Here is a 23,809-nt window from a genome sequence, read left to right on the forward strand (position 1 = left end):
TGGGGCTCAGGGCCCGTCAGCGGGCCCTGGCGGCAACCGACTTGCGCTACCCCCCTGCCGATCAGCTAATGTCTGGGACACGCCGCCGGGCGGGGCAGAAAAGCCCAGCTCGGGGAGCTTGCGGGTGTAGTTCAGTAGTAGAACATCCCCCTTCCAGGGGGAAGGCGCAGTGTGCAATTCCTGTCACCCGCTCTGCACCGCCGTACGGACCACTGAGTGGATCAGGTAGGCTGGTGCTCGCACCGATCGGTGAGAGCCGGTCGGGGGCAATGCGGACGTAGCTCAGTTGGTAGAGCGCAACCTTGCCAAGGTTGAGGTCGCGAGTTCGAGCCTCGTCGTCCGCTCGGGAATGAGACCCCGGTCCTGATGGATCGGGGTCTTTTTCATGTACGGGCGAGCGTCCGCCTGACATTTGTCATGCGGAGTGGTGACAGCGCGCACTGCTGCCGGGCCCGCGGTGCCGAGACGCTGATGTCATGAACATCAACGAACACGAACACGTGATTGAGGTCACCGACCTCCGGCGTGTGTACGGGGGCGGGTTCGAGGCGGTGCGCGGCATCACGTTCTCCGTCGACCGCGGTGAGGTCTTCGCGCTGCTCGGCACCAACGGCGCGGGCAAGACGTCCACCGTCGAACTGCTGGAGGGCCTCGCCCAGCCGGCCGGAGGGCGGGTGCGGGTGCTCGGGCACGATCCCTACGCCGAGCGGGCCGCCGTACGGCCCCGGACCGGGGTGATGCTGCAGGAGGGCGGCTTTCCGTCCGAGCTGACCGTCGCCGAGACCGCACGGATGTGGGCGGGGTGTGTGAGCGGGGCGCGGCCCCAGGCGGAGGTGCTGGAGCTCGTCGGGCTGGCCGGGAAGGCCGGCGTACGCGTGAAGCAGCTCTCCGGGGGTGAGCGGCGGCGCCTGGACCTGGCGCTCGCGCTGCTCGGCGATCCCGAGGTGCTGTTCCTGGACGAGCCGACGACCGGGCTGGACGCCGAAGGGCGCCGGGACACCTGGGAGTTGGTGCGGGGGCTGCGCGACGCCGGTACCACCGTGCTGCTGACCACGCACTACCTGGAGGAGGCCGAGGACCTCGCCGACCGGCTCGCGATCCTGCACGAGGGGCGGATCGCGGCCACCGGGACACCGGCCGAGGTGACCGCGGGCCGGCCGTCGCGGATCTCCTTCGAGCTTCCCGAGGGCTACTTCCTGGGAGACCTGCCGCCGCTCGGCGAACTCGGCGTGACCGGGCACCACGTCGACGGGCGGGTCGTCCGGCTGCGGACCCACCAGCTGCAGCGGGCGGCGACCCGGCTGCTGGTGTGGGCCGAAGCGGCCGGCGTGGAGCTGCGGGGGCTGGATGTGCGGTCGGCCTCGCTGGAGGAGGCGTTCCTGGGGATCGCGCGCGAGGCGTCCGGCGCGGCGGAGAAGTCGAAGGAGTACGCGGCATGAGCGGTATGGTCACCACCCCGACGGGCCGGATGACGGCGCTGGCCCGCGCCGAGCTGACGCTGCTCGGGCGCAGCAGGGGAACACTCGTCGCCGCCCTGTTCGTGCCGCTCGTGCTGCCGTTCAGCGTGTGGTCCGCGACCAAGGACATGGACCTCGAGAAGTCCGGCCTGACCGTGGGCACCGTCGTCCTGCCCGCCGCGATCGGGTTCTCGCTGCTCTTCGCGGTGTACGGCGCGCTCGTCGGAGTCTTCACCGCCCGGCGCGAGGAGCTCGTCCTCAAGCGGCTGCGCACCGGGGAGCTGCGGGACACCGAGATCCTGGCCGGATCGGCGCTGCCGGCTGTCGCCACGGGTCTCGCGCAGTCCCTCGTCCTGGCGGTCGGCTGTACCGTCCTCCTCGACGTCCCCGCGCCCCGCGCCCCGTATCTGGCCGTACCGGCCCTGTTGCTGGGACTCCTGCTGTGCGCCTTGCTCGCGGCGGTCACCTCGGCGTTCACCCGCACCACCGAGAGCGCCCAGGTCACCACGCTGCCGTTGATGCTGGTCTCGATGCTGGGCTCCGGCATGGCCGTCCCCCTGGAGGTCCTGCCGGACCGGGTGGCGTCGGTGTGCGAACTGCTGCCGCTGACCCCGGTGATCACGCTCGTGCGCGGCGGCTGGACCGGTGACCTGTCGGCGTACGAGGCGCTGGGCGCCGCGGCGACCGCGCTGGCCTGGACGGCTCTGGGCGTGTTTGCTGTACGGCGGTGGTTCCGGTGGGAGCCGCGGCGCTGACGTACAGGGGGCACGGGGATATGCGCGGGCCGGGCACGTGGTGGCGGGGGAAGAGCACCCCGGCGAAGGTCGAGACGTACACGAGGTGGTCGTTCCACTTCTTCGCGGTGATGGAGGTCGCGACGGTCGCGCTGCCGGTCACCGGCGCTGCGGGGCCGGAGCTGGGCGGCTGGCTGATGCTCATGGTGTGCGCGCACGCGATGGTCTGCGCCCTGGTCGTTTCCCGGACAGTGGACTGGATCTGCGGTCGGCGTGAGCAGCCCGTACGACTGCTGTGTACGCTCGGCGCCGTCACCGCGGCGGTATCCACCACGGCTCTCGCTGTTGTCGAGTACGGTCCGAAGGGTGACGGCGTCGACTCCGCGGCGGGCAGCGTCTTCAGCGTCGTCATGTTCTTCGGGGTGGCCAACATCGCCCTGGGGGTGCGGGGCCGCAGGCGCGTGTACGCCATCGTGGCGGGCTTCGCTGCGGGTTCGGCGCTCGTCGTGTTCCTGCTGAGCCGGTCCGCTCTCGCCGCGCTGGTCATCGGCCTGATCGTGCTGCTCGGCAGCGGTCTCCTCGCCTTCATCGGCGTCTTCTCCGCCTGGCTGCTCAGAGCCGTCTACGAACTCGACGAGGCCCGCGAGACCCGTGCCCGGCTCGCCGTCGCCGAGGAGCGGCTGCGGTTCGGGCGGGATCTGCACGACGTGATGGGGCGGAATCTGGCCGTCATCGCCCTGAAGAGCGAGCTCGCCGTGCAGTTGGCGCGGCGGGGGCGGCCCGAGGCCGTGGAGCAGATGATCGAGGTCCAGCGGATCGCGCAGGAGTCGCAGCGCGAGGTGCGGGATGTCGTGCGGGGATACCGGGAGGCCGACCTGGGGGTCGAACTCGCCGGTGCGCAGGGCGTGTTGACGGCCGCCGGGATCGAGTGCGAGGTGACCGGGGAGGCGGCCGGGCTGCCCGCCGAGGTGCAGTCGGCGCTGGCGTGGGTGGTGCGGGAGGCGACCACCAATGTGCTGCGGCACGGGGATGCCGGGCGGTGCGCGGTGGGAGTGCGGGTGTCGGAGGGGCACGTGGTGCTGACGGTGGAGAACGACGGGGCTGCCGGAGCCCCCCACGGGGGTGGGGGTTCCGGGCTGGCCGGGCTGCGGGAGCGGCTGGCCGCGGTGGACGGCACCTTGGAGGTGGGCCTCGTCGAGGAGGGGGTGTTCCGGCTGGTGGCGCAGGTGCCGTTGGCGGGGGCGGGCGTGGCTGAGGTCGCCGTATGACCGGCGGTGCGGGCGGGCCCGTGCGGCTGCTGCTCGCCGACGACGAGCATCTGATCCGGGGCGCGCTCGCCACGCTGCTGTCGCTGGAGGACGACCTCGTGATCGTCGCCGAGGCGGCCACCGGGCCGGAAGCGCTGGCCATGGCGCGGGCGCACGAGCCGGATGTGGCCGTACTGGATCTTCAGATGCCCGGCGCGGACGGTGTGAAGGTCGCCACATCTCTGCGCGCCGAACTGCCCCGGTGCCAGGTGCTGATCGTGACCAGTCACGGGCGGCCCGGGCATCTGAAGCGGGCCCTTGCGGCGGGTGTGCGCGGGTTCGTCCCGAAGACCGTCAGCGCGCAGCGGCTCGCGGAGATCATCCGTACCGTGCATGCCGGAAACCGTTACGTCGACCCGGAGTTGGCCGCCGACGCGATCGCCGCCGGGGACTCGCCGCTGACCGCGCGGGAGGCCGAGGTGCTGGAACTCGCCGCCGACGGGGCGCCCGTCGCGGAGATCGCGGAGCGGGCGGCGCTGTCGCAGGGGACCGTGCGGAACTATCTGTCGTCCGCCGTCTCCAAGCTCGGGGCGGAGAACCGTCACGCGGCGGTGCGTCTCGCACGCGAGCGAGGTTGGGTATAGTTGCTCTCGCGCCACGGCGCAACGCGGACGTAGCTCAGTTGGTAGAGCGCAACCTTGCCAAGGTTGAGGTCGCGAGTTCGAGCCTCGTCGTCCGCTCCAGATCAAGGCCCCGGTCATCGACCGGGGCCTTCGCCGTGGTGCCGTCAGCTCCAGCTCATCCCCGTCAGGCGCTCGTACGCCTCGACGTACTTCGCCCGGGTCGCGTCCACGACCTGCTGCGGCAGCGGCGGCGGGGGCTGCTCGCTCTTCCTGTCCCAGCCGGACTCCGGCGAGGTCAGCCAGTCACGGACGAACTGCTTGTCGTACGACGGCTGCGCGCGGCCCGGCTGCCACTGGTCGGCCGGCCAGAAACGGGAGGAGTCGGGGGTGAGGACCTCGTCGGCGATGACCAGCGTGTCCCCTTCGAAGCCGAACTCGAACTTGGTGTCCGCGAGGATGATGCCGCGGTCGCGGGCGATGTCCCGGCCCCGGGAGTAGACGGCGAGGGTCGCCTGGCGCAGCCGGGCCGCGGTGTCGGCGCCGACCTGCCGGGCGACCTCCTCGTAGGAGACGTTCTCGTCGTGCTCGCCGACGGCCGCCTTGGTGGCCGGGGTGAAGATCGGGGCGGGGAGCTCCGAGCCGTCGACGAGGCCCTCGGGGAGGGCGAGGCCGCAGACGGTGCGGGACTCGTTGTACTCGACCAGGCCGGAGCCGGTGAGGTAGCCGCGGGCCACGGCCTCCACCGGGACCATCTGGAGCGACTTGCACACGAGGGTGCGGCCCGCCCAGTCGGCGGGGGCGCCGGCCGGGACGTCGGTGCTCAGCACATGGTTGGGGACCAGGTCGGCGAGCTGGTCGAACCACCACAGGGAGAGCTGGGTGAGGATGCGGCCCTTGTCCGGGATCTCCGTCGGGAGCACCCAGTCGTAGGCGGACATGCGGTCGCTGGCGACCATCACGAGGTCGCCCGCCTCGTTCTGGTACAGGTCGCGCACCTTGCCGGTGTGCAGGTGTACCAAGCCCGGAACCTGGATCGGCTCGGGCTTTTCTACGAATCCGGACACGGTTCCTCCCCGTGGTTCTGTCCAATGGCTCGATTCTCCCGTATGCCGGGATCGGTCCTGGACGGGGGTGGCTTCAGCAGGGCTCAGTCACGTTTGCAGATGCGGTCCAGGAGGTTTGCGGTGGCGCGCTGGACGCGGGCGTCGACGTGGCCCGGGCGGTCCAGCGCCGGGGACCAGGCGAACGTTCCGGACGCGAAGACCAGGGCGCCGGAGGGGGCGCGGTAGAGGGACGTCTCCTGGTGGCGGAGGACGCCCTCGCGGTCGGTGTACGGGGAGTGGGCGAGCAGGATGCGCTCCTCGTGCTCGGGCAGCGGGGCGCGCGGGAAGTAGCGGTCGGCCTCGCCCGCGACCAGGCCCGCGATCTCGTCGCCCTCGTGGGCGCCGGTCGCCTCCCACAGCCAGTGGTCGGCGTTGCGGACGATCAGGGGGTGCGGCTCGGGGACCTGGCCCGCGTACTGGATGCCGATCAGCTCCTGCTCGGGGCGGTCGATCTCCCGCCAGAGCACGGGGCGGCCGGGACCCTTGCGCTTGCGGCAGGTGAGCAGGCGGTCGGGGACGCCGGACGGGGAGGGGCCCAACTCGACCTGCCAGTACATGGAGTTGGCGGAGAGGAAGACCAGGGACGTGCCGTTCTCGCGGGCGAGTTCGACGGTGCGGCGCATGTTCGTCGACCAGTACTCGTCGTGGCCGGGGAAGACCAGGCCGCGGTAGCGGGCGGGGTCGACGTGGCCGCCGTGCAGGTCGCGGGCGTCGGCGTAGGCGATGTCGTAGCCGTAGCGCTCGGCCCAGCGGATGAAGTCGTAGGCGTGCCCGACGTGCAGGGGCAGGCCGGCGCCCGCGTACGGGCGGTCGAAGGAGACGGTCGTGGCGGCGTCGGCCTCGCCGAGCAGGCGGCCGTCCTCGTCCCAGGCGTGGTAGAGGCTGGCGCCGGTGCGGCCGTCCTCGGGGTAGAGGTTGTAGGCCTGCCAGGTGACGTCGGGCAGGAGCAGGAGCAGGTCGGCGGGGTGGTTGTCGCGGACGGTGAAGGGGATGTGGGAGCGGTAGCCGTCGGCGGTGGTGAGGACGGCCACATACGCGCCGATGCTCCAGAACGAGGGGACCTGCAGGCGCCAGGACAGCCACCAGTGGTGGCACGAGACCGTGCGGTCGGCGGTGAGCGGCGGGGGCTGCACGATGCCGGAGAGGCGGGGGCTGGTGGTGATCTTGGCGGCGCCGTCACCGCCGTAGTGGCCGATGCGGTAGATGTCGACGCCGAACTCCTGGGGCGGGTCGACGGTGATGTGGAAGTCGACGGCCTCGCCGGGGGCGACCGCGCCGGTCGAGGTGAAGCCCTTGATCTGGCGGTGGACGTCGTCGGCGGAGCGGGGGCCGCCGGCGGTGCGCGGGCCGGGGACCCTCGGGGTGCCCGCCGTCGGGGGGTGGGCTTGGCCGTCGACGTACCAGGGGACGACCTGGCCGGTGTCGTCGAAATAGGTCACATTGCCGCGGAGCCAGGGGACGGGGCCCTGGCCGAAGGGGTCCGTCACGGCGTGCGCGAGTGCTCCCGACTCCCAGCGGCGGATCTGCTCCGATCCCATGGCCGTACCCCTCCCTCGTGCCCCCGTGGTGGTGCGTCGAGCGTTCGTGGCGCGGGCTTTTGTACGGCTGTCGTATGTCGTAAGCCCTTGCCATATGCGTTATCGATCCCAGCACATCACATTCCGCACGCATGCTGTCACTATTCGTTGCACATTGACCGAAAGTGGAACCAGGGGTTCCGACCGGATACGGCTCAGACCAGGCGTACCGGCTTCTCCGGGCGTATCCCCGACTCCACCAGCCAGGCGCGCAGGGGCGCCGGGTCGCCCTCCTCGATGAGGCTGAGGACTCTGGGGGTCAGGTCGGCCGCTCTCTCGCCGTTGACGAGGAGGGTGGGGCCGTCGAGCCAGTCCAGGCCGGGGGCGGCCCCGGCGGTGTCCATGGCGGCGCAGCACACCATCGCCGTCACATGGTCGGTGAGCAGCTCACGGGCGGTGCGGGGTGGCTGGAGCGGGAAGAGCGGAAGCGCGCCGGTGTCCAGGAGGGTGGCGCCGGGGGCGGGGGACGCCTGCTGCGTCGCGGGGGTCGCGGCTTCTTCGCGGGCCAGTTCGGCGGTGAGGCCGACGGCGAGGGCGGAGCTGCGTTCGGTTTCCTGGTCCTCGTCCTCGGCGGCGCCCTCGGCCATGGATGCGTAGGGGGCCTTGGGCGCCCTGGGGGGCCGGGCGGGCGCGTCGTCGGCGCCGGCTGCTGTGGGGGCCGGCGGGGACGCGAGGTGGTCCATGACGCGGGCCAGGGTCGGGCCGTCCGCCTCCGGAAGTGTGCCGCCGGTGGTGCGGCGGACGCCGAGGGCGTCGAGGACGCGGTGGAGGCGGGCCGCGTCGGTACGCCACTTGCGGTCGACGACCTCCTCCGGGTACGCCTGCCAGTCCACCGGCGACCAGTCCGGGCCCGGCTCGGCGGGACCGCCGTGGAAGAGGCGGGCGGCCAGGAGCGAGGCGGCCTCGTCGACAACGCCGGGCTCTTCGAGCAGGTCGCACGCGGGGCGCTCGCCCAGCCGGGAGGCGAAGCCCTCGGCCAGGCGGTCCCGGCGGGACAGCTCGGTGAGCGCCGCGACGACGCCCGCGTCGAGCCGGGACGGCCAGCGGCCCATCCGCCAGGCCGGCAGCGCGACGCGGGTGAGCAGCCGGTCCCAGCCCGCGTACGCCAGCCCGACCTGTTCCTGGGCGACGATCCGCAGCCCGTAATCCACAGCCTGTGCACGCTCGGCGGCCGCGGCGGCCACGCCCCGCTCCATCTCGGCGGCATGGTCACGGCAACTGCGCAGCAGCACACGCGCGACCCAGCCGACGCCCGCGCACACCGCCCGGGATCCCGGGCAGCGGCCGCGCGTCGAGGCGACGGCCACGGCGGCGTCCAGGCCCCGGACGAAGCGCCGGGCCTGGGCTATGTCGGGGTGCGCCGAAGGTCCCGTACCGGCGACGACCGGGGCGAGGACCGCGCGCAGCTCGCCGACCCGCATCCACCACAGGAACGGGGAGCCGATGACGAGGACCGGGGCGGCGGGCGTCCGGCGGTGGGCGGCGCGCAGGCTTCCGCCGCGCAGGCCGTTGACGCCGTCCTCGGCACTGTCCTCGGCCGGCGGTGGGCCGTGGGACGGGTGGGTGCGGTCCTCCAGCCAGCTGTCGCAGTCCGGGGTGAGCGCTATCGCGGACGGGGCGGGCACGTCGAGGCGGTCGGCGAGGTCGCGCACCATCCGGTACAGATCCGGGGCCTGCTCCTCGCTTATCGGGACCGTCGGGCTGACGGCGGGGCGGGCACGGGCGACGACCACGGCGATCACGGCGGCGGCGAGCAGGACGAGGACCGCGACGGGGGTCACGACCCAGCGGGCGGCATGCCAGCCCGGGCCGACGAGGTGGTCCGTGGAGGCGCCGACGAGCAGCACCACGGCGACCGCCGCGGGCAGCAGGGCCACGGCGAGCGCGCGGCTGCGGATACGCAGCACGGCGAGGGCCCGGGCGCGCGCGGCCTGCGCACCCGCCTCCACACCCATACCGGTCACGCCGGACCTCACCCCCTCCGCGCTGCCCTGGCTGTCCGGACTGTCCTGGCTTTGCTCACTCCCCCACTGTGGCACCCACCACTGACATCGCAATGCCGGTGGGCCAAGTGCCGGAACGCTTGCGCCGCACCCTAGTTGGGGCGTCGACCCACGTCAGCCGGATGGGGCATCGGTCACTCGATGGAATGGCTTTGGGGAAAGGTGGATGACGGACAGCGAGGATCAGGCCCTTGCTCCCGGCCGTGACGCCGGCTCTGCCCGGGCAGGGGACAGGCCCCGACTCCTGAGACGGATTCGGGGCCTGTGGGGTTTATCGGGACGGGTTCCGAGGACGGGTTCCGAGGACGGGTTCAGCCGACGGGTTCAGGGGCGCCTACGCGCCCGCCGCCGCCTTCGCCGCGATGTCCGTGCGGTGCTGGGAGCCGTCGAGGTGGATGCGGGACACGGCCTTGTACGCGCGGTCGCGGGCCTTGGTGAGGTCCTTGCCGGTCGCCGTGACGGACAGGACGCGGCCGCCGGCGCTGACGATCGCGTCGCCGTCGTGCTTGGTGCCGGCGTGCAGGACGTAGGCGTGCGGGGCGTCCTCGGCGGCCACCTCGTCGAGGCCGGTGATCGGGTCGCCGGTGCGCGGGGTGCCGGGGTAGTTGTGCGAGGCGACGACCACGGTGACCGCGGCGTCGTCGCTCCAGCGCAGCGGCGGCAGGTCGGCGAGGTGGCCCTTGGCGGCGGCCAGCAGGACGCCGGCCAGCGGGGTCTTCAGGCGGGCCAGGACGACCTGGGTCTCGGGGTCGCCGAAGCGGGCGTTGAACTCGATGACCCGGACGCCGCGGGAGGTGATCGCGAGACCGGCGTAGAGAAGGCCGGAAAAGGGCGTGCCGCGGCGGCGCATCTCGTCGACGGTCGGCTGCAGGACCGTCTCCATGACCTCCTCGACCAGCTTCGGGTCCGCCCACGGGAGCGGGGAGTACGCGCCCATGCCGCCGGTGTTCGGGCCCTCGTCCCCGTCCAGCGCCCGCTTGAAGTCCTGGGCGGGCTGGAGCGGGACGACCGTCTCGCCGTCGGTGATCGCGAACAGGGAGACCTCGGGGCCGTCCAGGTACTCCTCGATGACAACGCGCTCGCAGGAGTTGGCGTGGGCCCTGGCCGCTTCCAGGTCGGCGGTCACCACGACGCCCTTGCCGGCGGCGAGACCGTCGTCCTTGACGACGTACGGGGCGCCGAACGCGTCGAGGGCCTCGTCGACCTCTTCCGGGGTCGTGCAGACGTAGGAGCGGGCCGTCGGAACCGCGGCCGCCGCCATCACGTCCTTCGCGAACGCCTTGGAGCCCTCGAGCTGCGCGGCCTCCTTGGAGGGCCCGAAGACCGGAATGCCCGCCTCCCGCACGGCGTCGGCGACCCCGGCGACGAGCGGCGCCTCCGGCCCTACGACCACGAGGTCGGCACCGAGCTGTTCGGCCAGCGTGGATACGGCCTTGCCGTCGAGGGCGTCGACCTGGTGCAGCTCGGCGACCTCGGCGATGCCGGCGTTGCCGGGGGCGCAGTGCAGCGCGGTGACGTCGGGGTCGAGGGACAGGGAACGGCACAGGGCGTGTTCGCGGGCGCCGCTACCGATGACGAGGACCTTCACGGGGGTCAGCCTAACGGGGTTTTTGTGCGGGCTGCTCAGAGCCGGGGGGTCGGTGACCTGTACGTTCCTCCAAACCAGCCCGGCGTCGTCGTTGCCGTCGCCTGGGGGCTGCCGCCCCCAGGCCCCCGCTTTCGGCCCTGAAGGGGCCTCGTCCTCAAACGCCGGACGGGCTGGAATGCCTGGCCCGGCGCTGAGATGTGGTCCTCGGCACCCAGGGCGTCTCCCACCCCCACTACTCGTTCATGAACTCCTCGACCACCGTCGCCCCCAGCTCCCGCACGATCAGCTCGTAGCCGGAGAGGGCCGATTCGTTGAGGTCGGGGTCGTCGTCCTCGGGGATGTCGTCCTCGGGGGCGACCGGGGGCGGTGGCTCCGGGGCGGAGGAAGGCCGGGGGGCCGCGGTGGGCGCGGCGGTCGGGGCCGGGCCCGGCGAGGCCGACGAGGGCGGGGTGGGTGACGTGGGCGCAGGCTGGGCAGGTGCCGGGCGCTGGGCTGTCGTACTCCCACCCCCGTAGCCGCCGGAGCCGCTGTTGCCGCCCGCGCCGTAACCGCCGGCGCCGCCGCTGCCGAAGCCGGAGGAGCCGCCGGTCGGCGGGGGGGCCGAGCCTCCGCCCGACGGGTCGATGATCGCCTCGATCTTCCACTGGACGTTGAACTGCTCGGCCAGCGCCTGCCGCAGGACGTCCTCGCTGCCGCTGCTCGCGAAGTTGTCGCGTGCGCCGGCATTGACGAAGCCGAGCTGGAGGGTGGTGCCGTCGAACCCGGCCACCTGGGCATTCTGGCTGAGCAGGATCCAGGTGAAGCGGCGACGGTTCTTGACCGCCTCCAGGATGTTCGGCCAGAGCATGCGGGGGTCGAGGCCGCCGCTCGGGGGTGCGTAGGCGGGTGCGGCTCCTGCGGTGGGGGCGGGTGCAGGGGCGGGCACGGAGGGCTGCGGTGCGGGGGTGCTGCTGGGCCCGGCCGGGGGCGGGGTGCCGCCGCCCGCCGGGGTGGCCGTGGGCCAGCCGCCGGGGCGTCGGCCGCCGCCCGCGGACGCGGCGGTGGGCCAGGCGCCGGGGGTGGAGGCCGGGGGCGCGGAGCCCGAGGGCGCCGAGGGGGTCGCGGCGGCGGGAGCGGGTGTGGGTGCCGGGGTCGGCGTGGGTGCGGGGGTGGGCGGGGTCTGAGGTGGCTGCGGCTGCCGGTCGCTCTGCGGCGCACCGCCCGGAGCGGAGGGCGCGGAAGGCGCGGTGGGCGTGGAGGGAGCGGTGGGGTGCTGGCTCATGGGTGCGCCCGGCCCCGCCGGAGCTGCGGCGACCGTACCGCCACCGCCCATGCCGCCGCCCGCGCCCGCGGTCGGCGCACCGGCCCCGGCTCCGGTCGAAGGGGCGCCGGAAGCCCGTACGGCGGCCCGGGCCGCGGCAGGTCCACCACCCGGCGGGACGGGCGCTGCGGCCGCTCCGCCGTGGACGTCGGGTCCCGGCACGTACCCCATCGCAGGCATGCCGCCGCCCGTGGAGAAGTTGACGCCACGCTCCAGCCGGTCGAGCCGGGCCATCACGGAACGCTCGTCCCGGTAGGCCGCAGGCAGCAGCACGCGCGCGCAGATCAGCTCGAGCTGGAGCCGTGGCGAGGTGGCCCCGCGCATCTCGGTCAGCCCCTCGTTGACGAGGTCGGCGGCACGGCTCAGCTCCGCGGCGCCGAAGGTCCCTGCCTGGGCCTGCATACGCTCCAGCACGTCGGCGGGGGCATCGATGAGCCCCTTGTCGACGGCATCCGGCACGGCGGCCAGGATCACCAGGTCCCGCAGCCGCTCCAGCAGGTCGGCGACGAACCGCCGGGGATCGTTGCCCCCCTCGATGACACGGTCCACGACCTCGAAGGCGGCGGCCCCGTCACCGGTCGCGAAGGCCTCCACGACGGAGTCGAGCAGCGACCCGTCGGTGTACCCGAGCAGGGAGGTGGCCATGGCATACGTCACACCCTCCTTCCCCGCGCCGGCGAGCAGCTGGTCCATGACGGACATGGAGTCACGCACGGAGCCCTGACCCGCGCGCACGACGAGCGGCAGCACGCCCTCCTCGACGGGGATGTTCTCCCTGCCGCACACGTCGGCGAGGTAGTCCCGCAGCGTGCCCGGCGGGACGAGCCGGAAGGGGTAGTGATGGGTCCGCGACCGGATGGTCCCGATGACCTTCTCGGGCTCGGTGGTGGCGAAGATGAACTTCAGATGCTCGGGCGGCTCCTCGACGACCTTCAGCAGCGCGTTGAAGCCGGCCGACGTGACCATGTGGGCCTCGTCGATGATGTAGATCTTGTAGCGGCTCGAGGCAGGCCCGAAGAAGGCCTTCTCTCGCAGCTCACGGGCGTCGTCCACACCACCGTGCGACGCGGCGTCGATCTCGATGACGTCGATGGATCCGGGGCCGTTGCGCGCGAGGTCCTGGCAGGACTGGCACTCCCCGCACGGGGTGGGCGTGGGCCCCTGCTCGCAGTTCAGGCACCTGGCGAGAATCCGCGCACTGGTGGTCTTCCCGCACCCACGCGGCCCGCTGAACAGGTACGCGTGATTGACCCGGTTGTTCCGCAGCGCCTGCTGCAGCGGGTCAGTGACATGCTCCTGCCCGATGACCTCGGCGAACGACTCCGGGCGATAGCGGCGGTACAGCGCGAGAGACGACACGCATACGAGGTTATAGGCGCCCACTGACAACGGACCCGCCCCAGGCTCCTGCCCAGACCCGGATCCCGGCCCCCTGGGCGGGCATGCAAGCGCCCCCCACGCACCCGCCAGAGCCGACCTACCCTTGCTGCCTTCCGGCCCTGGGGGAGTTCAGTCAGATAGCGCCGCGTGAGGGGCTGCCCAAACAGTACCCGATGGCAGGGGGCGGGAACGAGTTCGCGAGCACTCCTCTCGGTCATGTAATGTTTCCGGCGGAGGATTCGCCTAGAGGCCTAGGGCGCACGCTTGGAAAGCGTGTTGGGGGCAACCCCTCACGAGTTCGAATCTCGTATCCTCCGCAGCCGCCCAGCAGGGCAAACGAAGGCCCCGACCGCTCGCCGGTCGGGGCCTTCGTCGTGGTTCGTCTCTGTCGCCGTCCGGTCGCCGTCCGGGGCTGTGTGGACGGACACAGCGGACGGGACGCCCGTGGGCGCATACTGTTGGGCAATGACAAAGCCTGCTGCACCGAAGCGTCACTTGCCCACCAGCCCCTTCAAGGCCCCGGTCATACCGACCCCCAAGCACTTCGCCGTGGGCGACAAGGTCACACACGACATGTACGGCCTCGGCCGCGTGATCGGCATCGAGGACGGAATCGCGGCGCTCGTGGATTTCGGCTCGGCGCAGATGCGGATCTTGAGCCCGTACGCCAAGATGACCAAGCTGTAGGACCGCTGTGCCCGGTCACGGCACGCCAGGCCCCTTCAGGGACCTGTAACGAAAGGCAGACCTCTCTCATCGACCCCACATCGCTGTTCTCCGCTCCGGAAGAGCAACCCCGCTCTTCCACCGCGGCATCGCCGCCTCCGACGACCAACCCCTTCCAAGCCCCGGACTTCGGGGAAGACGAGATCTTCCTGCTCGAGGACGCCCAGGGGGCCGAGCCGGGCAGGCGTTCGGCGCGGCCCAAGGCCGCTTAGCGGAGGGGGCGACAGCTGCCCGCGGGCTGCCCCCTGGTCGCGGACCACCCGTGGACACAGGTGAACGGTCCCGCACGGCGTCATCGCCCCCAACACAGTGGTCGCCCACGGTCAGTGGGCTGGAAAGAGCACCGTCAGGCGTGCCCACGCAGCCGCCGTGATCAGCACACACGGCACGATCCACCACGGCCGTAGCCAGCGGCGGGTGACAGCCAAGGCAGCGACCGGTGCGGTGAGCAGGGCGAAGGTGAGTCCGAGCTTGCCGAACAGGCGGATGTGGTCGAAAGCCTGGTGGTCCCAGGGGCCGAGTGGATTCGACAGGTAGGCGATACCGGTTGCGGCTCCCGCCGGCAGGCAGCCGATGACCAGCAGGACCGCGGATGCGACGACCTTGGCCCGTGATGCCTGAGTGGCTTCCGTTGCTTGCGTTGCCTGTGGCGGCGTCATGATTCCAGTGCCCGTTTCGCCTCGTCCACGTTCTCGGCGAATACGCGGCCGTATGCCTGGGCGTCATCGCTCCGGTAGTACGGGCCACCGTTGTAGCGTGCCGCGAGCTCCTGCATCTGTTCCCTGGTCATCTGCTCCGGCGGCACGTCGGCGAACTCGCTCTCGGCCTTCAGTTGGGCGAGGTACTCCGCCGCGATGTAGATGTTCTGGCCCGGGTCCTTGGTCGCGTTGACGACCTCTTCGCGCTGTGCGCCGGTGAGGTTCTCCGGGTCGTAGCCGAGGACTTCGGCGGAGCGGCGTATCTGGATGGCGAGTGGGCCCATGGAGGTCTGGTCCGCCTCTCCCAGGCCGGGTAGGTGGCGGCGGACGCCGTAGGCCGCGGCGTCGATCCAGGAAGGGTCGCCTTCGACTTCCCGCCATGCGATGCCCGCCAGCATCTCCGGGGGCAGTCCGGAAGTGTGGGCGGCATCCTTGATCAGCGTCTTGTTGCCCGAGATGTACTTGCGGCGGCCGGCGTCGTCGTTGGAGGGCAGGTACAGGTAGTGGTCCTGGGCGGCCGGCAGATGGGCGAGTCTGTCCCGTATGCGCTGCAGTGACGGTGAGACCGGGGTTTCGCTCGACACCCCGGAGAGCGAGTCGGTCTTCATGCCGGTGCCGGGAAGCTGGGTGACCGGGTTCGCGGTCGCGTCGCTCACTTCGTGGCGCAACGCGTCCACGGCGCCTGCGAGCAGGGTGGGGTGGTCGGCCTGTCCGCCACGGAAGTCCGGCAGGGAGCGCAGGGCTGCCCGTATCTCGTGCACGCAGTCCTCTCGGGCCGCGGATTCCACGCGCTCGGCGTCGCCGTAGTGGTTCTTGGTGGCGTTGTAGTAGTGCTCGGCCTCTTCGCGGATCGCGTCCACGTCGACGGTGAGTTCCGCCGCCCAGTCGAGGAAGCCGGTCGTGGCTCGTAGGTCTTCCCACTGGTGCAGGGGTTCCGCGGCGCGCGCCGTGGGAGTGATCGCTTCGGCTTCCCGGGACATCACCTCGGTCAGACGGTCTTCCGTGGTCTGTCCGCTCTGGAAGTGTGTTCTCGCCTGCTCGACAGCCGTGGCGTAGGTGTCCAGCGCCGTGCGTACGCGGCTGAAGGCTGCCGAGAGGTGCTCCGCCAGGTCGAGTGCCTCCTTCAGCCGCCTGGTGTAGCGCTCCCGGTGTTCGCTCTCCCACTCGACCTTCCCGGCCTTGCGGAAGTCGTCGTCGCACGAGGCCAGGAGGGCGTGCAGGCGGCCGTACTCGGCCGCGGTCCGTTCGATCAGCTGTGGGTTCGACTGGTCGAGGAACTCCACGTCCGCGCGGTAGGCCATGGCGTTCACCGTTCCTCGGGCGCGACGTAACGCCCTTGGTCGAGGGTGTCGTCCATCGCACGCTGCGCGTCGGCGTCGGCCTTCACATAGGCGTTTCCCGTCGACTGGAGCTTCGTCGACAGGGCCGACAGCAAGGTCACCAGGTCGCCGTACTGGTCCTGCGCGAACCGGGCGAAGTCCTCAACCGCTTCGGCTACTTCGGGGTGCGAGCGCGGTACGCGGCACTGCGTGGCGTTCTCCCCGTCCATGCGCCCCGCGTACAGCAGTCCGGCGAGCTCGTTCAGGAGATGCGAACTGCCGTCGATGGACTCGGTGCGTGCCGAGAAGCCTCCGGGGCCTGTGGCCATCGTTCCCCCGATGTTGACTGTGATCGCGACCGTGAGCATGCCAGTTGCGGATGCAAGCTGTCATCCTCGGCTGCGCTCATGACCGGCAGGCTGCGCCGGTATCCCCGCCGCGAGCCGCGTCACCGGCCGCGCCATGCCCCGGCCCGCCCCCTCGAAGCGGCTCGGGAACGGGTACTTGCGTTCCAGGAAGGCCCGGATCGCGGCCTCGGCCGCCGGTCTGGTCTCCGGGGGCGTGTCCACGTCGTTGAGGCAGAAGAAGTCGACGTCGTCGCCGGATGCGAGGCGGGACAGGCGGCGGTGCATGTCCGGGGTGCCGAGTTGGACGTAGCGGAAGCGGTAGTCGGACGACGGTACGGCGCGGCCGGTGGCGATCGCCCAGTGGTGGTGGAGTGTGGAGGCCGGGGCGACGTCGGAGGTGGAGCGGAAGCGGGAGTAGGCGGTCCGCTGCAGCTCCTCGATGTCCAGGGCTTCCATCTCCCGCATGACCGACAGGAGTTGGGGGTGCGGGGTGTGCAGTGACTTGTGGGCGATGTGCCTGCCGTGGAAGCGGCTGATGACCTCGCGGGCGTTCTTGCCGGCGGAGTTCGGGGCCGGTTCGAGGGGGTGGGGGGCGCCGACTCCGAGTTTGAGGGGGGAGAGGGGGATGCGGGCTATTCCGTTGCCGTGGAAGAAGTGCTCGGCCTGTACCGGGCGGTTGATGAAGACGTCGTCGTTGAAGTAGAGGTAGTGCTCCGACAGGCCCGGGATGTGGTGCAGGCGGCTCTCTATCGCGTGGGAGTTGAACACGGGGAGGGCGTCGGGCGGGAGGATGTCCCGGTGGTCCACCACCGTCACGCCCTCCGCGTCCGGGTCCAGCCAGGCGGGGAGCTGGGAGTCGGTCACGAGGTAGACGTGCCGGACGAAACCGGCGTACATCTCCAGGGAGCGCAGTGCGTACTTCAGTTCGTCGTGGCTGGTGTAGCGGGACGCGCCGGTCTCGCGCTCGGCGATGACGTTGTCGGACAGCACCTGATAGGTGCGGCGCTTCGCGGCCATCGCCGGGTCGTCGCCGTCGACCCAGGTGTATACGGCGTCCACGGGGAAGCGGACCTCGTCGATGCCCGGTTCGGCGAACGGGGCGAACGTCGGCACGCTGCGGCGGCGGCCCGCGACCGCGGCCGGCTGCTGTGCCGTCACCGGGAGCACTTCCGACACGGGGTTGCGGCGCGGGGCGACGAGTGCCGGGCCGAAGACGTCCGGCGACAGGCGGCTGCCGGGCACGGTGAGCCATGAGGGGTCCGGGGCGGTGCCCTGATCCCGGCCGTGGCGCCAGAACTCGATGTCGCAGCCTGTCTCCAGGCCGGTGAGGACCTGCCCTTCCGGGCCGAGGCGCACCACGCCGGTGCGCAGTACCGCGGCCCGTCGCAGCGCCCGCGGCAGCTTTCCGTCGGCCCACAGTGCCGCGGTCGTCACGGCGCCGTCCGGGCCCACCGCGCCGACGTATCCGGCGGTGCCGGCGAAGCGCTGGGCGGCCCGGGCGAGGACCGCGTCGCGATACGTCTCCTCGACGCCGATGACCTGCCGTGGCGCACCGTGCCCGTGGCCGGTGGGGACCAGGAAGTACGGGACACCGAGCCCCTCCAGCAGGGTGCACAGCCGCTCGAGATCGGCTTCAGCGGCGTCGGTGGCGGTGTAGGCGGCGACCGTACGACCGTAGAGACGGATCGGTCCGAAGGTGATCCGGCGCAGTCCGGGGACGGTGGTCCGCAGGCGCCGTCGGGACCGTGTCGCGCGCAGCGCCCACAGGCGGGCCGTCAGCCCGAGCCGCAGGTGCGGCAGAAAGTGCCTCAGGCGCACCAGAACGTCCCGGGCCGCCGTCCGGATGCCCCCCGGCAGTCCGAAGCGGTGACGGATGCTCATGCCCCACATGTCCATGCCCCCCATGTCCATGCCCCCCAGCCCCGTTACTTCTGCTTCTCGAAGGGGCTCGGGAAGGGGAAGTAGTCCTCCAGGAACTCGTTCATGCGGACGCCGACCTGCTCGCGCTCCTCGGGCGGTACGTCGACGTCGTTGAGGCAGAAGAAGTCGAAGCGGCGGTTGCGGCGCAGATCGCGCAGGCGGGCTTCGGCGTCCGGACGGCTGATGTTGACGTAGCGGAAGCTGTACTTCCCCGGCACGCCTCGGCCGGTCATCAGGGTGTACTGGTAGAGCAGCGGGGCCGTCATGGCGATGTCCTGCGGCGAGCGGAAGCGGGACGCCGTGGTGCGGCGGATGTCCTCGGGGAAGAGCTCCTCCAGCGCCTGCAGCGTCTCTCGCTGCTGTGGCAGCGGGGTGTGCATGAAGTTGTTCGTCGTCATCCGGCCGAACCTCTCCAGCAGCAGGCGGCGGACGTTCTTGCTGGCGGAGTTGGTGGCCGTCTCCTCGGCGTGCGGCTTGCCGACGCCTATCTTCAGCGGGGACACCGGGATCTTCATCAGGCCGCTGCCGTGGAAGAAGTGCTCCGGGGTGACCCGGCGGCCGACGAACACGTCGTCGTTGAAGTAGAGGTAGTGCTCCGACAGACCGGGGATGTGGTGCAGCCGGGTCTCGATGGCGTGGGAGTTGAAGACGGGCAGGACGTCGGGCGGGAAGATGTCGCGGTGGTCGACGACCGTGATCCCGGGGGCCTCGTCGTCGAGCCAGTGCGGCTTCTGGCCGTCGGTCACGAGGTAGATGTGCCGGACGAAGTCGGCGTACATCGCGAGCGAGCGCAGCGAGTACTTCAGCTCGTCATGGCTGGTGTAGCGGGAGGCGTTGGTCTCCTTGTCCAGGATCTCGGCCATGCCCTGCCCCTGGTACCGGGCCCGCTTGGCGCGCATCTCCGGCTGCTCGCCGTCCACCCAGGTGTAGACGACGTCGACGGGGAACGTCACGTCGTTCACGGTCGGCAGGGTGAGCGCGGCGAAGGTCGGCAGCTCCCGTTCGCCGATCCGGACCGTGGCCGGCTTCTGCTCGGCCGCCGGCAGTACGTCCGTGATGCCGTTGTTGCGGGGCGCGACGAGGGACTCGGCGAAGATGTCCTCGGACGCCTGCGGCTGCACCTTGGCCAGTCGCCGGGGCCCGTCGTGGGAGGCGAGGAGCTGGGCCCCGTCCTCCCAGAACTCGACGTCACAGGCGAGCTCCGGCCCGGCGAGCAGCTGGCCCGAAGGCCCGAGGTGGTTCTCGCCGACCCGCAGGATGGGGGCCGTGCGCAAAGCGGCCGGCAGGACACCGTCCATGAACAGGGCGGGGTTCTTGAGCTGTCCGCCGGGCAGCGGTCTGCCGATGAACACCGCCTTGCCCTCGTTCTGCGTCTCGAGGGCGGTGAGGAAACGCTCCCGGTCGACGGCGTTCACGCCCACGGTGTGGCGCGTACGCGCGGCCGGCACCAGGAAGTAGGGGATGCCCTCCCGCTCCAGGGCGGCCACGACCAGGCCGAGGTTGGCGGCGGCCGCCTCCGCGGCGCTGAATCGGGTCACGACCCGTCCGTAGAGTTGCTGGCCGCGCACCGCGACCGGGCGGAGCACCGGGTCGGTGACCGCTGCCCTGCGGCGCCGCCGCATGGTCCGCAGCTGCCACACCCGTTCGGCGGCCTTCCGCTCGACTCGCGGTCGCATCCGCCGCGCAAAGGAACGCACGGTCACGTTCTGAGCTCCTCTTCACCAGCCCCTTGGACATCCCTGCGATAACGAGACAGACGTATGGGACAGAAGGTTGTAGAAGAGTTCTCCGAGAATTAACGAACAAAGGGCTGTACGCACATCCGGCACATGGTTCGGCGTGGTAAAGAGCCGGGTTTGGGTAAGACGGCGGGAAGCCGGTCGTGGTTGTCCGACTCCGGGACCATCGGCACGCCGGTCCGTCCATCCGCGGTCGGACAGATCTTGCCTCTCTGGTGGATTCGCTCAACTCTTTTGCACGGGAGGGTTGGTGCGTCCCATACGCACCGACCACAAGGACCTCCCCCACGTGCGCAGTAGTCGAATAGCCCCCTTCCTGGCGGCCGGTGTCGTCGCCACACTGGTTCCCGCGCTCGCACCGGCCTCGGCCTCCGCCGCGGAGAATCCCCTGAGCCAGTACCTTCAGCAGAAGCCGGCCTGGCACCGCTGTGACCGAGAGATGCCGGCGGCCTTCCAGTGCGCCACGATCAAGGTGCCGCTCAACTACAGCCGCCCGGACGGCAAGAAGATCGACCTCGCGATATCGAGGCTCAGGACGAGCGTCCCGAGCGAGCGCCGCGGTGTGCTCCTGCTCAACCCGGGTGGCCCGGGCGGTACGGGCGTCGACCTGCCGCAGCTGCTGGCGAGCGAACTGCCGAAGTCCGTGAAGCGCACGTACGACCTCGTGGGCTTCGACCCGCGAGGCGTCGGCCAGAGTTCTCCCGTCGGCTGCGGCATGACGGCCGGGGAAGCGAACTGGGAACGGCCGTACAAGCCCGAGACGTTCGCCAAGGACGTGAAGTGGGCCCGGACCGTCGCCGACAAGTGCTACGCCAAGCAGGGCGACAAGCTGCGGCACATCACCACCCGCAACACCGCCCGGGACATGGACGTCCTCCGTGCCGTGCTCGGCGAGAGGAAGATCTCCTACCTGGGCTACTCGTACGGCACCTACCTCGGCGCGGTCTACACCCAGATGTTCCCCCAGCGCACCGACCGCTTCGTGCTGGACAGCGCTGTCGACCCGGCCCGGATCTGGCGCGGCATGATCCAGGTCTGGGCGGAGGGCGGCGAGCCCGCCTTCACCAGGTGGACCGAGTGGACCGCCGAGCGCAACGCCACGTACAAGCTGGGGCAGACTCCCGAGGCGGTCCGCAAGACCTTCTACGACCTGGTCGCCCGGGCCGACCGCAAGCCGATCGACCTCGACGGGTCCAAGCTGACCGGCGACGACATCCGCTCCAGCGGCCGGGGCATCTTCTTCAGCGTGCGCGACGCCGCCGAGTGGGTCGTCCAGCTGAAGCGGGCCGCCGAGGGCCGGGCCCGGTCCGGTGGCGGGGAGACGAGGACGCCCACGCCCGTGCCGCCGTCGTTCGGCCGTGCCGCGCCGCCCGAGGACAACGGCGACGCCGCCTTCTGGACCGTCGTCTGCGCCGACACCCGCAACTGGCCGCGCGATCCCGAGCAGTACCGCGCCGACGCGATCCGGGACAAGGGCACGTACCCGCTGTACGGCGACTTCGCGTCCAACATCAAGCCGTGCGCGTTCTGGAAGAAGAACGGCGGCGAGGCCGCCACGAAGGTCGACAACAAGGTCGGCGCGCTGATCCTGCAGAACGAGTGGGATCCCCAGACGCCGTTGACCAGCGGCCAGGGCCTGCACCGGGTCATGAAGGGCTCGAAGATGGTCACCGTCCTCGGAGGCGTCGGACACGGCATCTACGGCTCCAAGTCCTGCGCGGACAAGACGGCCACCGCCTACCTGACCACCGGCAGGCTCCCGGCCGCGGACATGACCTGCCAGGCCGCGCCGGCGGCGGGCGAGCGCAGCGGCGACCCGCTGCCGCTTCCGACGGCACAGGGTGTCCCGGGGATGGTCAGCCGTTTCTGAACCCGCAAGGTGAACGGCGGTTTGTACGGAGATCGTAGAGAATGGGGTATGTGGTGCGTCGGCTGACGGGCCTGATGACGGTGATCGCGGCGATGGCCCTCGCGACCTGGTTGTTCTTCGGGCCCGCGGCCGACTGGGAGGGCGGTGCGAGGCTCGCACGCTTCGCCCTCTTGCTGAGCTGTTACGGGGCGATCCACGGAGGCGTCCGGCTGATCTACCCCGACAAGCCGAAGAAGTCGACGGACGAGCCGGCCCAGGTCACCCCGTCGTGAGTACGGGTACTCAGTTCTCACCCGCGCAACAGCCCATCCGGGCGGTCGGGCCGAATGGGAGACTCGCCCCATGCCCCCCTCAACATCAGCACGCCACAGGTCTGTTGCCGGTGCCACCCTCGTCCTGGTCGCCGGCTTGACCCTCACCGCCTGCGGTGAGGTGCGCGCCCCGGGTTCGGTGGCCGGAGCGACGCCGAGCGCTTCGGCCGGTGTCGGCGCGGATGCCGGTGTGGGCGCAGATGTCGGTGCCGGTGTCGGCTCCAGTGCCAAGGCCAGCGCCAGTGCCAGCGCCAGTGCTGCGGGGGCCTCCCCGTACGTGGAGCCGGGGGCCGGTGATGGCGCCCCGCACTACAACGAGAACAACGCCTACCGGCAGTCCGGCGACATGTCCCCCGCTCATGCGAGGGACGCCGAGCGGGAGGCCGCGCGTATCAGGCCGGTGCTCGAACGGCTGTGGAAGCAGCACAAGTGGGATCCGTCGGCGGTGCGCGCGGCCCTGCTCCGGCTCGGCTACGAGGAGGAACGGGTCACGCAGGACGGCAAGCGGCTCGGCGGGACGCTCACCGTCCGGGAGATGTTCGCGCGCTACGAGGGCGACGGCTATGTGACGCCCGAGGGCGCGCTGGTCGCCCTGCACGTCCATACCGACGCCTGCGTGTCGGCGTTCGTGCAGAAGTCCAACTTCGAGGTGCGGACCAACGGCCCGTACCCGGAGACGGGGTGCTTCGAGCCGCCCTACGGCCACTGAGCGGGACTACTCTTCGTACTCGTACCACCGGGCTCACCGCCCTCTGACCTCCCCACCACCCCTCCATCACCACTGTCACGGCTCAAACCCGAGTTTCCGCCAACTCCCCGCCGGCTGACCGAATTCCGGCGTCGATACGACCCCTTGTTCGAGTGCCGGGTCTGACCTCACGGTCGTCCCTTCGGGCGCGGGTGGGGCGGGCCCGGCCCGTGGTGTGTGCCGGTGGCCGGAGCGCGAGGGGGGCGCGCGGCGACAGGGCGACCAACCTGGCATTCCGCAACTACCGGCCAGTACCCCTGGTATGGCGCAATCCGCTCGGCCCGGAACTTTGCCCTGCCACCATCAACCTCCATCGAAAATCCAGGCGTCCGGACTGCGGCGGGGGGCCGGCCATGGGGCTGCTCGGAAATGAGCGGGCGTTCGCGCACACGTTGACTCCCCAGGAGCACGAGAGCGTCATGGCGCTCGGCAACCGGAAGAGCTACCCGGCCGACGCCCATCTCCTCACAGAAGGTGACCGGTCCAGTCATGTCGTGATCATCATTCGGGGGTGGGTGACCGTGTCCGTGGCGACGGACCGTGGGGCCACCCGGCTGATACTCGGCCTGCGCGGCCCGGGCGAACTGCTCGGTGAGATGGCCGCGCTGGATCCGCATCCCCGCAGCGCCACCGTGCGCGCCCTCGGTCCCATAGAGGCCCAGGTCATATCCGGGGATGCGTTTCGTCGTTTTCTCGCCCTGCACCCCCGCGTCAGCGGTCTGGTGATACGTCAGCTCACCTCCCGGCTGCGCAGCGCCGACCAGGAGCGGTCCGCGCTCGCCTCGCTCACCGTGCTGCAGCGCCTGGCCGGCCGGCTCACCGAACTGTCGGGAGCCGAGCCCTCCGGCCCCTACGCCCCGTCCGCGGCGAGCCCCTCGAACGGCCCCGCCGCCTCCGGCCCCGTCGTCCACCTGGCCCAGGACGAACTGGCCGCCACGATCGGGGCCACCCGCGAAGCCGTCGCCAAGGCCCTGCGCCTGCTGCGCACCCAGAACATCGTGCGCACCGGCAACCGGATGGTGGAGATCCTCGACCCCGCGTTGCTCGCCCTCCTCGCGGACGGTCACGAGGAGTAGCCCCAGGAGCAGACCCACGCCTCGCCGTGTGTAAACGGCTACA

At 71.3% G+C, this 23,809-nt stretch carries 19 protein-coding genes, 4 tRNA genes and 1 other RNA gene; 13 read left to right on the plus strand and 11 right to left on the minus strand.

The annotated features are described in order from the left end of the window. The first annotated feature begins 120 nt into the window (after positions 1–120). The 7 genes from ACQEV2_RS20310 to ACQEV2_RS20340 all read left to right on the plus strand — a co-directional run bounded on the left by ACQEV2_RS20310 (position 121) and on the right by ACQEV2_RS20340 (position 4,181). Positions 121–192 (plus strand) — tRNA-Gly (locus ACQEV2_RS20310). A 79-nt stretch (positions 193–271) separates the two neighbouring features. Continuing rightward, positions 272–344 (plus strand) — tRNA-Gly (locus ACQEV2_RS20315). A 132-nt stretch (positions 345–476) separates the two neighbouring features. Continuing rightward, entirely contained in the window at positions 477–1,439 is a 963-nt protein-coding gene (locus tag ACQEV2_RS20320) for an ABC transporter ATP-binding protein (protein ID WP_433043201.1), read from the plus strand. Beyond that, positions 1,436–2,212, plus strand: coding sequence for an ABC transporter permease (locus ACQEV2_RS20325; protein WP_433043204.1), 777 nt, complete (start codon positions 1,436–1,438; stop codon positions 2,210–2,212). The genes ACQEV2_RS20320 and ACQEV2_RS20325 overlap by 4 nt, the downstream gene beginning before the upstream one ends. A gap of 20 nt (positions 2,213–2,232) precedes the next feature. Next, positions 2,233–3,459, plus strand: a complete 1,227-nt coding sequence (locus tag ACQEV2_RS20330; RefSeq protein WP_433043207.1) for a sensor histidine kinase — start codon at positions 2,233–2,235, stop codon at positions 3,457–3,459. Continuing rightward, positions 3,456–4,082 (plus strand): response regulator, encoded by a 627-nt coding sequence (locus ACQEV2_RS20335; protein WP_433043210.1) that lies wholly within the window; start codon positions 3,456–3,458, stop codon positions 4,080–4,082. Before ACQEV2_RS20330 ends, ACQEV2_RS20335 begins: the two co-directional genes overlap by 4 nt. Before the next feature lie 23 nt (positions 4,083–4,105). Then, positions 4,106–4,181: transfer RNA gene (locus ACQEV2_RS20340), tRNA-Gly, on the plus strand. Positions 4,182–4,225: 44 nt separating this feature from the next. On the opposite strand, the gene ACQEV2_RS20345 is transcribed toward ACQEV2_RS20340, so the two are convergent. The 6 genes from ACQEV2_RS20345 to ffs form a co-directional block, all read right to left on the minus strand. After that, complete coding sequence (locus ACQEV2_RS20345; RefSeq protein ID WP_433043213.1) at positions 4,226–5,125, minus strand: phosphoribosylaminoimidazolesuccinocarboxamide synthase; 900 nt, start codon at positions 5,123–5,125, stop codon at positions 4,226–4,228. An 83-nt stretch (positions 5,126–5,208) separates the two neighbouring features. After that, positions 5,209–6,702, minus strand: a complete 1,494-nt coding sequence (locus ACQEV2_RS20350) for a N,N-dimethylformamidase beta subunit family domain-containing protein (RefSeq protein ID WP_433043216.1) — start codon at positions 6,700–6,702, stop codon at positions 5,209–5,211. A 194-nt stretch (positions 6,703–6,896) separates the two neighbouring features. Then, positions 6,897–8,696: a hypothetical protein gene (locus ACQEV2_RS20355; protein ID WP_433054610.1), complete on the minus strand. Its 1,800-nt coding sequence runs from the start codon at positions 8,694–8,696 to the stop codon at positions 6,897–6,899. A 382-nt stretch (positions 8,697–9,078) separates the two neighbouring features. Continuing rightward, on the minus strand, positions 9,079–10,332 hold the full coding sequence (gene purD, locus ACQEV2_RS20360) for a phosphoribosylamine--glycine ligase (protein ID WP_433043219.1): 1,254 nt from the start codon (positions 10,330–10,332) through the stop codon (positions 9,079–9,081). Between the two features lie 232 nt (positions 10,333–10,564). Continuing rightward, positions 10,565–12,991: a DNA polymerase III subunit gamma and tau gene (locus tag ACQEV2_RS20365; RefSeq protein WP_433043222.1), complete on the minus strand. Its 2,427-nt coding sequence runs from the start codon at positions 12,989–12,991 to the stop codon at positions 10,565–10,567. Positions 12,992–13,073: 82 nt separating this feature from the next. Next, positions 13,074–13,172: signal recognition particle sRNA small type (gene ffs / locus ACQEV2_RS20370), an RNA gene on the minus strand. Positions 13,173–13,244: 72 nt separating this feature from the next. Between ffs and ACQEV2_RS20375 the strand changes: the two genes are divergently transcribed. Together ACQEV2_RS20375 and ACQEV2_RS20380 are read left to right on the plus strand one after the other, a co-directional pair. Beyond that, positions 13,245–13,329: transfer RNA gene (locus tag ACQEV2_RS20375), tRNA-Ser, on the plus strand. Between the two features lie 148 nt (positions 13,330–13,477). Further along, positions 13,478–13,699: a CarD family transcriptional regulator gene (locus tag ACQEV2_RS20380; protein WP_433043225.1), complete on the plus strand. Its 222-nt coding sequence runs from the start codon at positions 13,478–13,480 to the stop codon at positions 13,697–13,699. 362 nt (positions 13,700–14,061) lie between these two features. Here the strand turns inward: ACQEV2_RS20380 and ACQEV2_RS20385 are convergent, their stop codons facing one another. From ACQEV2_RS20385 to ACQEV2_RS20405, 5 genes are read right to left on the minus strand one after another with little or no spacing between them, the layout of a single operon-like run. Further along, on the minus strand, positions 14,062–14,397 hold the full coding sequence (locus ACQEV2_RS20385) for a hypothetical protein (protein WP_433043228.1): 336 nt from the start codon (positions 14,395–14,397) through the stop codon (positions 14,062–14,064). Next, a complete protein-coding gene (locus ACQEV2_RS20390; RefSeq protein ID WP_433043231.1) occupies positions 14,394–15,737 on the minus strand; it encodes a hypothetical protein in 1,344 nt (447 codons plus the stop codon). Before ACQEV2_RS20390 ends, ACQEV2_RS20385 begins: the two co-directional genes overlap by 4 nt. A gap of 5 nt (positions 15,738–15,742) precedes the next feature. After that, positions 15,743–16,084: a hypothetical protein gene (locus ACQEV2_RS20395; protein ID WP_433043234.1), complete on the minus strand. Its 342-nt coding sequence runs from the start codon at positions 16,082–16,084 to the stop codon at positions 15,743–15,745. Between the two features lie 60 nt (positions 16,085–16,144). Next, entirely contained in the window at positions 16,145–17,983 is a 1,839-nt protein-coding gene (locus ACQEV2_RS20400) for a stealth family protein (protein WP_433043237.1), read from the minus strand. Positions 17,984–18,027: 44 nt separating this feature from the next. Continuing rightward, positions 18,028–19,725, minus strand: a complete 1,698-nt coding sequence (locus tag ACQEV2_RS20405; protein WP_433043240.1) for a stealth family protein — start codon at positions 19,723–19,725, stop codon at positions 18,028–18,030. Positions 19,726–20,050: 325 nt separating this feature from the next. Here ACQEV2_RS20405 and ACQEV2_RS20410 point away from each other — a divergent pair, with 325 nt between their 5' ends. From ACQEV2_RS20410 to ACQEV2_RS20425, 4 genes are all read left to right on the plus strand, one after another. Beyond that, entirely contained in the window at positions 20,051–21,631 is a 1,581-nt protein-coding gene (locus ACQEV2_RS20410) for an alpha/beta hydrolase (protein ID WP_433054613.1), read from the plus strand. A gap of 41 nt (positions 21,632–21,672) precedes the next feature. Next, the gene (locus tag ACQEV2_RS20415; RefSeq protein ID WP_433043243.1) at positions 21,673–21,903 is read left to right on the plus strand and encodes a hypothetical protein; all 231 of its coding nucleotides are present in this window, start codon (positions 21,673–21,675) and stop codon (positions 21,901–21,903) included. Positions 21,904–21,973: 70 nt separating this feature from the next. Then, positions 21,974–22,651, plus strand: coding sequence for a hypothetical protein (locus ACQEV2_RS20420; protein WP_433043246.1), 678 nt, complete (start codon positions 21,974–21,976; stop codon positions 22,649–22,651). A gap of 392 nt (positions 22,652–23,043) precedes the next feature. Beyond that, a complete protein-coding gene (locus tag ACQEV2_RS20425) occupies positions 23,044–23,766 on the plus strand; it encodes a Crp/Fnr family transcriptional regulator (protein ID WP_433043249.1) in 723 nt (240 codons plus the stop codon). The last annotated feature ends 43 nt before the right edge of the window (positions 23,767–23,809 follow it).

Origin of the sequence: Streptomyces sp. CA-251387, from assembly GCF_050936625.1 — a bacterium.
Taxonomy (GTDB): Bacteria; Actinomycetota; Actinomycetes; order Streptomycetales; family Streptomycetaceae; genus Streptomyces.